The sequence below is a fragment of the Acinetobacter sp. CIP 102637 genome, from assembly GCF_000368425.1.
In the GTDB taxonomy this organism is placed as follows: Bacteria; Pseudomonadota; Gammaproteobacteria; order Pseudomonadales; family Moraxellaceae; genus Acinetobacter; species Acinetobacter parvus.
Genome location: NZ_KB849434.1, coordinates 510,659 through 524,075 on the forward strand (window position 1 = coordinate 510,659; position 13,417 = coordinate 524,075).

Annotated in this window: 17 protein-coding genes, 2 tRNA genes and 1 CRISPR repeat array; of the genes, 10 read left to right on the forward strand and 9 right to left on the reverse strand. The window is 40.4% G+C overall.

Annotated elements, in window-relative coordinates:
• The 5 genes from F967_RS02830 to F967_RS02850 form a co-directional block, all read right to left on the reverse strand.
• Positions 1–591 (reverse strand): LysE family translocator, encoded by a 591-nt coding sequence (locus tag F967_RS02830; RefSeq protein WP_034422590.1) that lies wholly within the window; start codon positions 589–591, stop codon positions 1–3.
• Between the two features lie 209 nt (positions 592–800).
• The gene (locus F967_RS02835) at positions 801–1,190 is read right to left on the reverse strand and encodes a hypothetical protein (RefSeq protein WP_004680087.1); all 390 of its coding nucleotides are present in this window, start codon (positions 1,188–1,190) and stop codon (positions 801–803) included.
• A 9-nt stretch (positions 1,191–1,199) separates the two neighbouring features.
• Positions 1,200–2,042: a ParA family protein gene (locus F967_RS02840; protein WP_004680085.1), complete on the reverse strand. Its 843-nt coding sequence runs from the start codon at positions 2,040–2,042 to the stop codon at positions 1,200–1,202.
• An 80-nt stretch (positions 2,043–2,122) separates the two neighbouring features.
• Positions 2,123–2,515, reverse strand: coding sequence for a SirB2 family protein (locus F967_RS02845; protein WP_004798045.1), 393 nt, complete (start codon positions 2,513–2,515; stop codon positions 2,123–2,125).
• 9 nt (positions 2,516–2,524) lie between these two features.
• Positions 2,525–2,833, reverse strand: coding sequence for a BolA family protein (locus tag F967_RS02850; RefSeq protein ID WP_004758590.1), 309 nt, complete (start codon positions 2,831–2,833; stop codon positions 2,525–2,527).
• 227 nt (positions 2,834–3,060) lie between these two features.
• Between F967_RS02850 and F967_RS02855 the strand changes: the two genes are divergently transcribed.
• Both F967_RS02855 and F967_RS02860 read left to right on the forward strand, forming a co-directional pair.
• Positions 3,061–3,136: transfer RNA gene (locus tag F967_RS02855), tRNA-Gly, on the forward strand.
• 45 nt (positions 3,137–3,181) lie between these two features.
• Positions 3,182–3,257, forward strand: a tRNA-Gly gene (locus F967_RS02860).
• A gap of 304 nt (positions 3,258–3,561) precedes the next feature.
• Here the strand turns inward: F967_RS02860 and F967_RS02865 are convergent.
• Positions 3,562–3,786, reverse strand: a complete 225-nt coding sequence (locus F967_RS02865; protein WP_004732662.1) for a helix-turn-helix domain-containing protein — start codon at positions 3,784–3,786, stop codon at positions 3,562–3,564.
• Positions 3,787–3,901: 115 nt separating this feature from the next.
• Between F967_RS02865 and F967_RS02870 the strand changes: the two genes are divergently transcribed.
• The 5 genes from F967_RS02870 (at position 3,902) to F967_RS02890 (ending at position 6,907) form a co-directional block, all read left to right on the forward strand.
• Positions 3,902–4,111 (forward strand): hypothetical protein, encoded by a 210-nt coding sequence (locus tag F967_RS02870; protein ID WP_004732663.1) that lies wholly within the window; start codon positions 3,902–3,904, stop codon positions 4,109–4,111.
• An 11-nt stretch (positions 4,112–4,122) separates the two neighbouring features.
• Positions 4,123–5,307 (forward strand): site-specific integrase, encoded by a 1,185-nt coding sequence (locus tag F967_RS02875; protein WP_004756697.1) that lies wholly within the window; start codon positions 4,123–4,125, stop codon positions 5,305–5,307.
• A complete protein-coding gene (locus tag F967_RS02880) occupies positions 5,297–5,545 on the forward strand; it encodes a hypothetical protein (protein ID WP_004756695.1) in 249 nt (82 codons plus the stop codon). The genes F967_RS02875 and F967_RS02880 overlap by 11 nt, the downstream gene beginning before the upstream one ends.
• A gap of 68 nt (positions 5,546–5,613) precedes the next feature.
• A complete protein-coding gene (locus tag F967_RS02885) occupies positions 5,614–6,150 on the forward strand; it encodes a DUF1376 domain-containing protein (RefSeq protein ID WP_004777682.1) in 537 nt (178 codons plus the stop codon).
• A gap of 10 nt (positions 6,151–6,160) precedes the next feature.
• Positions 6,161–6,907 (forward strand): ATP-binding protein, encoded by a 747-nt coding sequence (locus F967_RS02890; RefSeq protein WP_004756692.1) that lies wholly within the window; start codon positions 6,161–6,163, stop codon positions 6,905–6,907.
• Between the two features lie 104 nt (positions 6,908–7,011).
• A CRISPR array of direct repeats spans positions 7,012–7,459; the repeat unit is 28 nt; unit sequence CTTCTAAGCTGCCTATGCGGCAGTGAAC.
• Positions 7,460–7,504: 45 nt separating this feature from the next.
• Here F967_RS02890 and F967_RS14040 read toward each other — a convergent pair.
• A protein-coding gene (locus F967_RS14040; RefSeq protein WP_155756395.1) for an IS4-like element ISAba33 family transposase occupies positions 7,505–8,595 on the reverse strand; the annotation gives its coding sequence in 2 pieces (ribosomal slippage) (positions 7,505–8,055 and positions 8,055–8,595; 1,092 coding nt in all).
• 56 nt (positions 8,596–8,651) lie between these two features.
• On the opposite strand from F967_RS14040, the gene F967_RS02905 reads away from it, so the two are divergent.
• From F967_RS02905 to F967_RS02915, 3 genes are all read left to right on the forward strand, one after another.
• Entirely contained in the window at positions 8,652–8,870 is a 219-nt protein-coding gene (locus tag F967_RS02905; RefSeq protein ID WP_228127126.1) for a TonB-dependent receptor, read from the forward strand.
• 64 nt (positions 8,871–8,934) lie between these two features.
• The gene (locus F967_RS02910; RefSeq protein WP_004756685.1) at positions 8,935–9,735 is read left to right on the forward strand and encodes an EF-hand domain-containing protein; all 801 of its coding nucleotides are present in this window, start codon (positions 8,935–8,937) and stop codon (positions 9,733–9,735) included.
• 255 nt (positions 9,736–9,990) lie between these two features.
• Positions 9,991–11,001: a formamidase gene (locus tag F967_RS02915; RefSeq protein WP_004756684.1), complete on the forward strand. Its 1,011-nt coding sequence runs from the start codon at positions 9,991–9,993 to the stop codon at positions 10,999–11,001.
• Between the two features lie 158 nt (positions 11,002–11,159).
• Here the strand turns inward: F967_RS02915 and F967_RS02920 are convergent.
• Positions 11,160–12,325, reverse strand: a protein-coding gene (locus F967_RS02920) for an IS3-like element ISAba22 family transposase (RefSeq protein ID WP_085942227.1) whose coding sequence is annotated in 2 segments (ribosomal slippage) — positions 11,160–12,067 and positions 12,067–12,325 — 1,167 coding nt in all. Because the reading frame shifts where the segments join, the coding sequence is not laid out codon by codon here.
• Between the two features lie 160 nt (positions 12,326–12,485).
• Positions 12,486–13,406, reverse strand: a complete 921-nt coding sequence (locus F967_RS02930; protein WP_004756682.1) for a response regulator — start codon at positions 13,404–13,406, stop codon at positions 12,486–12,488.
• Positions 13,407–13,417: the final 11 nt, after the last annotated feature.

A 13,417-nucleotide genomic window follows, 5' to 3' on the forward strand; every position in this document is an offset into this window, starting at 1 on the left:
TTAGAAGAAACGAAAGATCATTGGCAACATACACATCAGCAGCAACATGGCCGATCCTTTATATAAATGGTCGGCCTTGATTCCAACCAGGCTACCTGCCAGTAAGGCACGGCCAAACACCATCCAGAAGATTGAAACAGGGATCAGCACCACACTGAATACCGCAAACACCAGAACTGTATTCTCTACCGAGTCCCATGTTTCACTGGGAAAAATTCCTGCCGCCAGCAGCAAGGTTTTAGGGTTTCGCAAGGCCGAGACAAACAACTCTGGCGTTCGGATATGTGGGTGATGCTGGTCATGTTTTTGCAGGTGTGAACTTTTCCATAAATGAAAGGCCAGCCATAACACATAAGCTACACTGGCAACATGCAGAATGTGGGTGAGTGCTGGCCAGATGGGATGGAACAGATGGATAAAGAGTGCCCACAACCCGATGCTATAGACATAGCCCAACCATTCCATAGGAATAAACGGCAGGGTTTTCAACACACCTTGTTGATGGGTTGAACTGGCGAGCAGAGCATTGGTCGGCCCAGGAATCAATAACACCGCGATCATCGCAAAAACAAAAAACCAACTCTCAATCATAGACATACCGAATAACCCTACACGCCCGCCACCTTAAACGAATTTGGGACAAGAACACAAATTTTAGGATGTTGTCTGAGAGGAAAAATACGCAGGATCAGTGGTTTAAAATTTACAATATATTGATTCTATTGATTATTTATTGAAACATTTTGCTAAAATTTAGTTATATGTCACCGTGGCAAACCACGGTGACAGAAGATCAACACTTATGATTTTGGACGTTGCTTCACAATAATTGGACAACCCTTGAACCGTGCCGCCTGCACAATGGCATCCTGCTGTCCAAGCACATTGGCAAGCTCGGTATTCTTGGTGTTCATGGACTGCCCCATATTAACCGAGATGGATGGACCAAAACCCCATCCGCCTTTGCCCCAGCCACCACCAAGTCCAACACCCACGCCCACACCTGTACGTTTTGGTGTCTGCACGCCATTATCAATATACTGCTGGATACGGTTGTACTCTGCCTGCAACTGCTGGCAATTGAGCGACTGGTACTGAGTGGGTGACACGTAGGCTGGTTTAACCGTCGATGCACAGGCACCCAACAACATACTCGCTGCCAACACAGGCATCCAATATAAGCGTTTCATAAGATTCTCTTATTTCTTTGACTCAATCTCATTGAACAGCGTGACATAAGCGACGGTCAATTTATGTTCAGATGCCAAATGAATCAAGGGTAAATTCTTCTGATGTGATTCTTTCATCAATACTGACGGCGGCAACATGCTTTCCAGCACAGGCAAACCTTCATCTTTTAATTGCTGAACCACTTCACGGGGAAGTTTTGCCTGAGACTGGAACTGATTGACCACAATCCCTTCAATCTCCAAGCGATTATTATGATCATCTTGGGTTTCGATCACATTTTCAATCAAAGTTTGTAACGCACGCTTTGAGAACACATCGCAGTCAAATGGAATCAGCACACGGTCTGCCGAGATCAGCGCAGAGAGGGTAAAGAAGTTAAATGCTGGCGGTGTATCAATAAAGATACGGTCATAGCGGGCGCTGAGAGCCTGAATTGAGTCACGTAATTTATAAATCTTGTGCTTGCTCTCCAGCGCATGCTCCAAAGCACCAAGACTTGGGCTTGCAGGAATCACATCTAAGTTTTCAAAAGAGGTTCGATGAACGTAACTTTCTAAACCCTTACCACGTGGTGCTTTCAAAATTGAACCAATTGCGTTACCAATCAAGCCCTTTTGCTGCGTGCTTCCCAAAATATCTTCAAAGAAATTTTCAATGTTTGGCTCTAATGCTGCTTTATCAGCAGAATAGGTGGCATCTTCACCCAAAAGGTACTGGCTTGAATTTGCTTGTGGATCAAGATCAATCACCAAAGTTCTTAAACCTTGCTTAGCACTAATTGCAGCTAAGTTGACTGTAATACTTGATTTCCCTACACCACCTTTTTGGTTAAATACCACACGAGTTAACATGATTTCCCTCTACAAGATTTTTGTAAACTGCACGCAGTTTAACCTAGTGCAAAAACAATTACTAAAACAATGTCAAACAATTACGCAAAAATTGGTTTAATGATGACCAGCCCCAGAATCCCCACCAGCGCCACCGTACCGATCAATAAACCAGCACGCCGCTGCACCAACAAGATACTGTCATCTTTGTTGTAGGTTTTGATCAGGGAAGACCACAACACAAAAAATAGAATGATCTTGGCATAAAACCATGGCTGTACATCAAAGTTATTCATAAACAGTAGAACCGCACCCGTCACAATAATTAGGGTGAGGGATAGATGCTGTAATGCCACAAAGCCTTTACGTGCATGGTGGTTGGGCTGCTGCTCCCTGACACCCATATATAGGGTTGCCGCACGGGTAAAAAACACCAGAATCAATAGACTTACAGCCGACATATGAACAATTTTAGTGAGTAAATGTGCTTCCATGATTGATCCTTAGTTTTTTGGTGCATGCGCACATTCAGGGCTTGCAGGTGCCTGCCCCTGCCATTCCGTTGGAATATAAGCGTGAATTGCCAGTGCGTGAATCTGCCCAGGACTCATCAACCCTGCCGCAACGGCATAGATCTTTTGATGGCGCTGTACCAGACGCAGCCCCTGAAACTCCTCACTTACCACAATCACCTTAAAGTGGGATTCCTTGCCTGGGAAATATCCGCCATGCCCTGCCGACTCATTGATCACATCAAGATGGATGGGTGCCAAGGTTTGTAAACGTTTAATCAACTGTTGTTCTAAATTCATCGGTCACTCTGTCAGGTCAGATTGAGATAGCTGCCAAGTATACATGACTGAAAGTGGTGGGTCTGTTGAGATTTCACAGCGACTTCGATGTCTGAATTATCCAATCCTGGGCAAAAGTGCGTTTTTCTTGGTTTTTAGGCTGAAAATGCTTTTATTTTATGCAATTAAGCAATTTCTTTGCATAAAGTTATTGACCGTTGTTTTGCTTAATGTATTATAGCTGGCACGCGGGAATAGCTCAGTTGGTAGAGCATAACCTTGCCAAGGTTGGGGTCGCGAGTTCGAGTCTCGTTTCCCGCTCCAGATTGGTTTTTTTAAGTGTAAGTTTTAGTAAAAACTGCTCAATATGCGGGAATAGCTCAGTTGGTAGAGCATAACCTTGCCAAGGTTGGGGTCGGGAGTTCGAGTCTCCTTTCCCGCTCCAGATTCAAAAAAAGCCCTCATCGAAAGATGGGGGTTTTTTTCTTGTTGATTTTTAAATATATTTTATATTTTTCAGTCAACATATCTCAGGCAGTTTTATTATTTCTCATCGCAATATAATTTAGCTTTGTGACCAAGATGTGACCAAAACGTGCCCATTTTTTATAAATGATCTTAAATGACCTTAAATTTTCTTAAACTATTTACAAAATATTCTGTCATTTCCTTTCACTTTCTTAAAGTCTATTTCTAAGCAAAAAATTGTGACCAAGGCCATTTTTTTGTGACCATTTGTGACCAAATTACTATTCAACACCATGATTATTAATAATTTTTTCAAAAACAAATAAATCTCCGACTTGGATATCTAAATGCTCACAAATACGATCAATGGTATCTAAGTCGATTCGGGTCAACTCTCCATTATAAAGTTTATGCAAAGTCGTTTTATTAATTCCAGTACCACGAATTAAATCAGCAACCCGCATTTTTCTTTCTGCCAATAAAATTGGTAATTTACAAATAACCATTAAAAATTCCACTAATCCGATGAAAATTTAATTGCATTCAATTAAATTTAAGGTTATTTTACGTCTATGGATGAATAATTACTTACATCCAATGAATTCTTACAGGAATACAATTATGACATATACCTACCTTACCGCCCAACAACTGGCTGAAAAAATTCAGTACGACGCTCGTACTATTCGCAACCAACTTAAAGATAGTGTGTTCATTGAGGGTGTTCATTACATTCGCCCATTCGGTGGCCGTAAAATTCTTTTTGTTTGGGAACGTATCGAAACTGAAATGCTTAAGTTTACTGGTTTAAGCATGGAAGCGTTGCAATAGGAGTTTAATGTATGGCGACTATTCGTGGAAGAAGTGGAAAGCTCATTGCTGACTTCCGTTATATGGGAATGCGTTGTAGAGAAACCACAACGCTTGAAGATAATGCATATAACCGACGTATTTTAAAAAAACGTCTTGAACAGCTTGAAGCTGAAATTATTTTGGGAACTTTTGAGTACGAAAAGTACTTTCCAAAAAGTAAACGTCTTGAGGAGTTTAAAGAGAAAAGAAGTCAGCAAATTGCTGTACAAACCAATGTTCCTCTTTTTAAAGAGTTTACTGAATTGTGGTTTAAACAGAAACAAATTGAATGGAGAGCTTCATATCAACAAAAGGTTTCAATTGTAATCAAAAACTATTTGATCCCTGCTTTTGGTAATCAGGTTCTCTCAAAAATTAAGAAGTCAGACTTGCTAAATTTCCGTGCCTCCCTCGCCAAAGTGACACACGGAAATGATCAGACAAGTCTGAAAGCATCGCGGATTAATCAAATCATGACGCCTTTACGTATGATACTCAATGATGCGGCTGAACGATACGAGTTTGAGTCGCCTTATAAAAATATTAACAATCTGAAGGAAAGTAAGATTGAAGTCACTCCCTTTTCTCTGGAAGAGGTACATAAAATTCTCACAATGGTGCGTGATGATTTTAAGCCTTATTACACTATTCGCTTTTTCACAGGTATGCGTACCAGTGAGATTGATGGGTTGCAATGGAAAAATATCGACTTACAGCGTCGTGAAATCCATATTAGAGAAGCACTGGTAAATGGTGTTTTGGGTGGAACCAAAACTTATGGTTCTGACCGCACCATCCAAATGAATGATCGGGTCTATCAAGCTTTTCTGCAGCAGAAAAGCTTAAATAATGGTAAATCCAGTTTTGTTTTCTGCAATCGTGACGGTGGACCTCTAGATTATCGCTTAGTGAATAAGCGTGTTTGGCATCCGATCTTGCGCTTTCTAGGATTGAAGCCTCGTAGAGCTTATCAAACACGTCATACCGCAGCAACACTGTGGTTATCTGCAGGTGAAAACCCGGAATGGATCGCACGCCAATTGGGGCATTCAACCACTGAAATGTTGTTCCGAGTTTATAGCCGCTACATTCCAAATGTTACCCGTCGTGATGGCAGTGCATTTGAAGCCATGTTGGAGCGACTAAATACGGAGGAGCTTGCCCATGAACAGTAAAGCTTTCTTTGGCGGCGTAGTCGTTAGCCAAGAAGCAGATATGGTCGCGCGTGAACTCATTCATGAGTTACACATTCCTAAACTGCACAATCTGGCCTTTTTGCTGGAAATCAATAAATGCTTCGATGATCACCAGGCTTTAAGGCTTTGGCTACAACGACTGCTGGATGATGGGCAAGCCCATTACGATGATTTAGCCCGCCAGGCCCGCATCCGGTTAATGAGCCTAGTCCCCTAATCAAACAAATATATAAGGTCATCTAATTGATGACCTTAGCCCTTCTATACCTATAAAAAGGTGAAAATATGCATAAAGATATTTCAATTTGGATGCCACTCTATATTGGCGACTTACAGGCAAAATTCGCACGAATGACTGCAGAACAAATTGGTGCAGCACTGCTGTTAATGATGGATTTCTGGAAAAATGGTGCCATTCCTCATGACCTAGCGACTGTATGTAGCATCACAAAATTATCGCAACATACCAAAGCTAAAACTTTATTGAATACGCTGTTGGCCCTTGAATTGTTTGAAGTCGAATCTGAGCAGATTCATTCAAATTTTTTAACCAGTTTAAAAAGCCAGGCATTGCAAAATCAGCAAATGAAATCTGATAAAGCTAAAAATGCAGCTCAAGCACGTTGGGGGAAATCCGCAAGTAATGCTCAAGCATCAACTAAGCAACAAAAAGTAAATGCTCAAGCAGGTCCTGAGAAGAGCTCGAGTATTACTCAAGTTATACTTGAATCATGCCCTTCATCTTCATCTTCATCTTCATCTTCATCTTCAAATTTTGAAGAAAAAAATGAGAGTTTTTTAGAAAATTCAAAATGGATTTAGGAGATCAGCCATGAATACCATCCTTAAAACACTCCAGTTTCGCGCAGAAACAACGGAAACACTTTGCCCTGCCCATCATATACCCATGATAGAAATTGCAGGTCACAGGCTCTGTAAATTGTGTGCCAAAGAAACCGCCCATCACTCACATGCGGCTTATGAGAATGAACTGCAACAGCGATTACTACAGCAGAAAATTAAAAATTCAGGACTCAATAAACGCTACCTGGATCGTGGCTTCAAGAATTATGTAGTTGCATGTACTGCACAAGACAATGCCATCAAACTATGTCAGGCTTTTGCACAGCAGATTATTTCTGACCACAACCCGAACATGTTGATGATTGGTACACCGGGTACAGGCAAAACCCACCTGAGTGCATCAATCATTCGCAACATTCTGCATAACAGTACAAAATCTGCACGCTACTATACCAGTGCAGAAATTGCTCAAAAAATGATGGATACCTGGTCTGATCCTTCACGTTCTGAGAAGGAAGTTATCGACCATTTCTCCAGTTTTGATTTATTAGTGATTGATGAATATGGCCTGCATGACCGGCATGAAAAACGTCTAGAAATGGTACATAAGGTTTTATATAGCCGTTATGACAGTATGAAGTCGACTCTACTAATTTCCAATTTCACAGTCCAAAATATGCAGCGGGATTTAGGTATCCGATTATGGTCACGATTACATGAAAACAATTTGATTGTAGTACCGTGTTATTGGGATGATCGACGAATAATCGGATAGCCAAACTCTTTGCTCAAGCCAATTATCTTCCGAGATAATTGGCTTTTTATTACAAGAATTACTTACAGAATATCTCGCTTCCATAAGTATAACTGAAAATAATACTTCTAAGCTGCCTATGCGGCAGTGAACTTTATACATCACTCTCAACATGGCCCACCTATCTTCTAAGCTGCCTATGCGGCAGTGAACAAACAGAACCCCACTCAATATGCATTATTGGTCTTCTAAGCTGCCTATGCGGCAGTGAACAAAGGAGCTTGTTATGCATGAATCATTTGAAACTTCTAAGCTGCCTATGCGGCAGTGAACATCCAGAAGCAAAGCCACCGACTTCACCCAATCTTCTAAGCTGCCTATGCGGCAGTGAACTGCGGATGCGCAAATGATTGAGCAGCATAAATCTTCTAAGCTGCCTATGCGGCAGTGAACATAGGCGTTCCATATATCGGAGTTTTTTAATTCTTCTAAGCTGCCTATGCGGCAGTGAACTGGTATGCGAAACTAATGCCGATCTTTCCACACTTCTAAGCTGCCTATGCGGCAGTGAACCATTAATGCTCGTATTAATTTAATTTACTCTGTACACGACAAATTTCATAGGATCCTTGTCCTATCAGGCTTTTTCTTTCTTAAAATTGCTAGCACTTTCTTAAATTCTTCTTTTTTTCCAAAACCAATCAAACGTAGAATAGCCATTTGAACATAGTCCAAACCGTAGCGAAATAAACTTACTGAAAGTCGTCCATGCTTCTTTATTTTTATCGCTTTTTTTCGATCATGTTGCCATTCACCTGTTAAATAGCACCAACAGAAACCGATAGCTAGCACTGCTATCAATTTCTTGACTCGTCCAGGGTCTGTTAAACGAGTATTTTCAAGATTGAATCCACGTCCTTTGAGACAACTAAATAAGGTTTCGATTTCCCAGCGTAATGCATAATCACGAATAGCAGAAGCATTAAACATAGGAGAAACAACAAGTAAAAGTTCTCCATCTTCTAATCGTAGCGCACTAATATACAGTTTTACTCGACCAACCCAAATACGTCGTTTACGACATTCAGTTTGACCAACTTGAAGATGACGAAATAAATCACTAATTTTATGATTCCTGGCTAAGTGATTGGTCACAATAAAGTTTTTTTAACACGTATACAGAAGTTAATGTCATTTTCAATTAACCATGTAAACCATTTCTCACCGATAAATTCTCTGTCTGCGAACACATTCACAATACGGTCTTTACCAAAAATAGAGATAAAGCGTTGAATCAAAGCAATACGCTCTTTTGTATCTGAATTTCCACGTTTATTGAGCAATGTCCAAACAATAGGTATCGCTATTCCACGATAGACGATGGCTAACATCAAGATATTGATATCTCGTTTTCCCCATTTCCAATTGGTTCTATCTAAAGTCAGTTGCACTTTGTCGAATGAAAATATATTGAAAATTAACTGAGAAATTTGACGATAATCAAAATACTGATCTGCAAAGAAGCGTTGTATACGTCGATAAAATGATTGTGGTAAGCACTTGATGGGTAAGGCTTTAGATGCAGAAGAAAGATTACATGTCTGTTTTACAATTAATGCAATCATAATCAGTGTAAAACATTTTACATGTGACTTGTTCCACTTTAGATATTTGTTTAAGATGAGATGTAACTCATTGAAATGTGTCATCATATTCGTCGTCAGAAAACAAGTATTATGCCATTATTTCAATGAGTTATCTTTTTTTGTCGTGTACAAAGACAATTTTTGATTTATCCGGCTATTGGAATATTAATAAATATACCAAGCTGAATGTGGCATTTAACAATATGTTTGATAAAACCTATTGGAACTATGCAAGTGTCGGTACACTGATAGGATCAGGTACTGATCAGGCAACGTTAATTGACCGTGCTGCCGAGCCAGGCCGTAATGTCGTTGCAAGTCTTGAATTTAAATTTTAAACATCCTTATTGATATTTCTGGAACATTTGATATGAAAAACGTTCTCTTTCAGCACTGATTACTTTGACTTTATGCACTAGCATAAGTTTTGCAGCTGCGCCCCAACCTGATCTTTATAAACAAAGTCTGGGCTTTTATAGCTTAAGTCATAGCGAACTCAAGGACAGTACCCAAGCCACTTTTGTTAAAAACTTCGTTGCAGATTATCAGCCATTATTTCAACAACATAGTAAAGTTGATTTACAACAGTATCTAGCATTTGAAAATGCCCGATTACAGTCTATTATCGATCAACGTCGTGAAATGTCTTTAAAACAGGCACATGTACGTTTTGGTGTGATTAATCAGGATAAAGATGACAAAATCACACTGAAGGAGTTTCAGGAAACAGGGTTAAAAACATTTGGCGGATTTGATAAAAATCAGGATGGGATTATCAATGCCGAAGACCAGAAACTTGCACCGGCTGCACAAGGTACACATGATGGTTTACGTATTACCACACCGTTGGCTATGCCAATGGCAAATAGTATTGCCGAATTTATCCAGATGTATGGTGGCGATAAAGGTTTTGTGACTTTAGGCGATTATTTAAAAGAACGCGATCAGCAATATTTCCATACCGATGCAAACCACGATTTGACTTTATCTGAACAGGAATATGTCACAGAGTTCATGCAACGCTATGATGAAAATCTGCAAAAAGCAAAAGCAGAATATCAAACTATTTTCACCGAACAATTCAAAGCCATTGCAAATAATAAGGCAACCATCAGCAGTAAAGATGTAGATGCCTATGCAAAACTATTGTTCAAGCATTTTGATGCCAATAAAAATGGTCGTCTTGAGGCAAATGAGCTGTAAATCTGGCTCTGGTCAATTTTAAATTTTTCCCACGAATACCCTGCCCTAAAATCATTTTGGGGCAGTTTTTTTGTATTTCTTAAGTGATTTTCTATCACCCAATGCTTTGAAATAATTAAAAAATAATAAGACTAAATTTTCACCCATATAAGTCATATTACGTATTATCAAAATAATAGAAAAATGAGAATTTAACTGCATAGGTAAACAACGCACCTTATTTCAAAAGTGTAGACCAAAAACAGGAGAATTCTCATGGCGAGTACCGGAAGTGTAAGTGCTTCAGAAGAGGCCCTACTTGTTGCAGCAATCCAATATCCAGTACCTGTGATCAAGGGACCTGAAGATATACAAGTGCAAGTTGACAGGATTTGTACAGCACTGGCCAATACCAAGGCAGGCTATCCAGATCTCGACTTAATTGTATTTCCAGAGTATTCAACTCAGGGCCTAAATACGGCAATCTGGACTTATGATGAAATGCTATTAACCATCGAAAGCCCGGAAATCCAGCAATTCAAAGATGCCTGTAAGAAAAATGATGTATGGGCAGTATTTTCCTTGATGGAAAAAAATGAAGATCCGAGCAAAGCACCTTATAACACAGCCATTATTGTCAATAATCTAGGGGAAATTGCATTACATTACCGCAAATTACAACCATGGGTACCGATTGAACCGTGGTCTCCTGGCAATTACGGTATGCCGGTATGTGATGGACCAAAAGGTTCAAAACTAGCAGTATGTATCTGTCATGACGGCATGTTCCCAGAATTGGCCCGTGAAGCAGCCTATAAAGGATGTAATGTCTATATTCGGATTTCCGGCTATTCTACACAAGTCAACGATCAGTGGATCTGGACCAATAGAACCAATGCTTGGCAAAACCTAATGTACACTGTCTCTGTCAATCTCGCAGGTTATGACAATGTATTCTATTACTTCGGTGAAGGTACTATCTGCAATTATGATGGTAATGTCATTCAGCAAGGCCATCGTAACCCCTGGGAAATTGTGACCGCAGAACTTTTCCCACGTTTGGTAGATCAGGCACGTGAGAACTGGGCACTTGAAAATAATATTTTCAATCTGGGTTGCCGCGCTTATGTCGGAAAACCTGGTGGTGAAAAAGCCAACTACCTGACTTGGGTGGAAGATCTGGCCAAAGGAGAGTATAAATTACCTTGGGATGACAAAATCAAAATTCGTGATGGCTGGAAATATTATCCGGATGGCGTAAAACTTGGACCTATGCCGAAAAAATAATTTTTAGCATAGCGCTACGATAAAACAAATCCTCTCTATATCGCATCAGAAATGGTGTTGGATGAGAGGGTTTTGTTTTAAAATCAATGCTAATGGATTAACAACTCGACTTGTTATGATATACGCTGAATTATCAGGAGACTTTCCCTTGGGAGATTCTAGGCAGCCAACTTATAAAAGTCTTCGGCCATTTGATTTGGTGTCTTAAAACCCAAACCCTTTTGAATTCTTCGATGATTATAAAATAACTCAATGTATTTTATAATATCTGCTTTGGCTTCTTCTCTGGTTTGATAGTTGTAATGATGCACTAACTCATTTTTCAGTATTCCCCAAAAGCTTTCAATCGGTGCATTATCGTAACAGTCTCCGCGCTTGCTCATTGAACCTTGAAAACCATATTGCTCAAGTATATTTCGATATTCATGGCTGCAATATTGACTTCCTCTGTCTGAATGCACAATCAGTTCTTTGGTTGGTTTTTGATTGTGAATAGCCATATTTAGCGCATTACAAACAAGCTGTGTTGTCATGCGCTCATTTAAGCTATAGCCAACCACTTGCTTCGTGTAAAGGTCTTTTACCGCTGCTAAATACAGCCATCCTTCAACAGTCCATATGTACGTAATATCACTTGACCATGCTTGATTTGGTCTAGTCATTGAGAATTGTTGCTCCAGCAGGTTTTCATAGATCGCTCGATTATGGTCACTATTCGTAGTCCTTTTAAAACGCTTGTGTCGCTTACAATACAGGTGGTTCAGCGCTTTTATCTGACGTACAGCGTACATACTCATTTTTATGCCCTGAGCTTGTAAGTATTTGGTTAATCGAATATAACCATAGCTCTGCTTTGTCTCCTCATGGGCTATTTTCACCAATATCGTCTGTTGATTTCGTTGAATCGTTCTTTTGCTCACGCCTCTCTTGAGCCAATCATAAAAACATGAAACTGAAACATGAAGTAATCGAGCCATTAAGGTAATTGGAAAAGAATATCTTTTTTGTTTCATATAGGCGTACCTTACTGACTTTCTTTGGCAAAGTACGCTGCTGCCTTTTTTAAAAATTCACGTTCCATTTCAGCTATTTTGAGCTGTTGTTTGAGTTTTTTATTTTCTTCGAGTAGAGCGTTTAGATCAGGTGAATACTGTTTTGTACCTGCTAAAGTTCCAGCCTTTGCTTTGGTATTCCAATTTGAAAGAGTTTGCATTGAAATGCTAAGTTGTCTGGCTGTTTCCGAGACATTGCCTTGATTGGCTTCAATTAATTTGATGGCTTCAGCTTTAAATTCTGTGGTGTAAGTCTTGTGTTTCTTGCTCATGGTAAACTCCTGATGAGTGTGTTTAGTTTACCAAGTTAAAACCTCCTGTTTTTTCAGCACACATCAGATGTGGATGTGCATCATAGACCAGACACTTCCAAGTCAGAGAGGGTTGGGGAGAGGTCGCAGATCCTCCAAAGATTCCTCTACTAAGGGAAAACTAAGCCACTGCCTGATTCTGACAAGCTGACATGACATGCAATACCGCAGCTGTCCGTGTTTCTACATAAAGCTTTTCAAAGACATGCTCAAGATGCTTGTTTACCGTCCGTGGGCTGAGTTGCAGGATCTCGGCAATATCCCGGTTGGTCTTCCCCATCGTGACCCAATGCATCACTTCTGCTTCACGCGGCGTCAGGTTTGGACAGGCCTGCGCGATTTCCTCTGTGCTCGGCATTTGGGTCTGCTCTTTCAACTGTACCAAAACATGTTTAGAGATATGGCCTGCATACAGTTTGGCGAGCAGGTTAAGTTGTAACTGCTGATGGCCATGACCATACTGACCATGCAGTAAGTGTGCTTGATCTGGCTGCTTGAGCAAGTCCTGTAGCCACTGATTTAAACTGGACTGAAAATGCTGTACATCCACCTGATGATATTTCAGTAATTCACTGACGATTGGGGTCTGCCAGATAATTTCACCTTCCAGATTCAACGATAGAATCGCACTGCCGGTTGCATCCAGCATTTGTCGCTGCTGATGCATCAGACGCGCCTGCAATAAATGAGTTTTTACCCGCGCCCGAACTTCATCAATATTTAAAGGCTTGGTTACGTAATCTACCCCACCTGCCTGAAAGCCTTTAAGAATGTGCTCGGTTTCAGTCAGACCCGTCATAAAAATCACCGGGATATGTTCGGTTACTGGACTGGCCTTAAGCTGGGTGCAGGTTTCGAAGCCATCCATTTCCGGCATACTGCCATCGAGCAGGATCATGTCGGGTTGAATGCGATGCGCAATTTCAATTGCATCAAATCCATTGGTCGCCACAAGTACCTGATAGCCAGCCTGATCCAGGCTCTCATGCAATAGACTTAGATTTTCAGGTATATCATCCACAATCAAAATACTTTCCAACATGTCCACCTTAC

Coding starts and splice junctions, on each gene's coding strand:
- F967_RS02830 (WP_034422590.1), bottom strand. CDS start 591: ATGATTGAGAGTTGGTTTTTTGTTTTTGCGATGATCGCGGTGTTATTG.
- F967_RS02835 (WP_004680087.1), bottom strand. CDS start 1,190: ATGAAACGCTTATATTGGATGCCTGTGTTGGCAGCGAGTATGTTGTTG.
- F967_RS02840 (WP_004680085.1), bottom strand. CDS start 2,042: ATGTTAACTCGTGTGGTATTTAACCAAAAAGGTGGTGTAGGGAAATCA.
- F967_RS02845 (WP_004798045.1), bottom strand. CDS start 2,515: ATGGAAGCACATTTACTCACTAAAATTGTTCATATGTCGGCTGTAAGT.
- F967_RS02850 (WP_004758590.1), bottom strand. CDS start 2,833: ATGAATTTAGAACAACAGTTGATTAAACGTTTACAAACCTTGGCACCC.
- F967_RS02865 (WP_004732662.1), bottom strand. CDS start 3,786: ATGGTTATTTGTAAATTACCAATTTTATTGGCAGAAAGAAAAATGCGG.
- F967_RS02870 (WP_004732663.1), top strand. CDS start 3,902: ATGACATATACCTACCTTACCGCCCAACAACTGGCTGAAAAAATTCAG.
- F967_RS02875 (WP_004756697.1), top strand. CDS start 4,123: ATGGCGACTATTCGTGGAAGAAGTGGAAAGCTCATTGCTGACTTCCGT.
- F967_RS02880 (WP_004756695.1), top strand. CDS start 5,297: ATGAACAGTAAAGCTTTCTTTGGCGGCGTAGTCGTTAGCCAAGAAGCA.
- F967_RS02885 (WP_004777682.1), top strand. CDS start 5,614: ATGCATAAAGATATTTCAATTTGGATGCCACTCTATATTGGCGACTTA.
- F967_RS02890 (WP_004756692.1), top strand. CDS start 6,161: ATGAATACCATCCTTAAAACACTCCAGTTTCGCGCAGAAACAACGGAA.
- F967_RS02915 (WP_004756684.1), top strand. CDS start 9,991: ATGGCGAGTACCGGAAGTGTAAGTGCTTCAGAAGAGGCCCTACTTGTT.
- F967_RS02930 (WP_004756682.1), bottom strand. CDS start 13,406: ATGTTGGAAAGTATTTTGATTGTGGATGATATACCTGAAAATCTAAGT.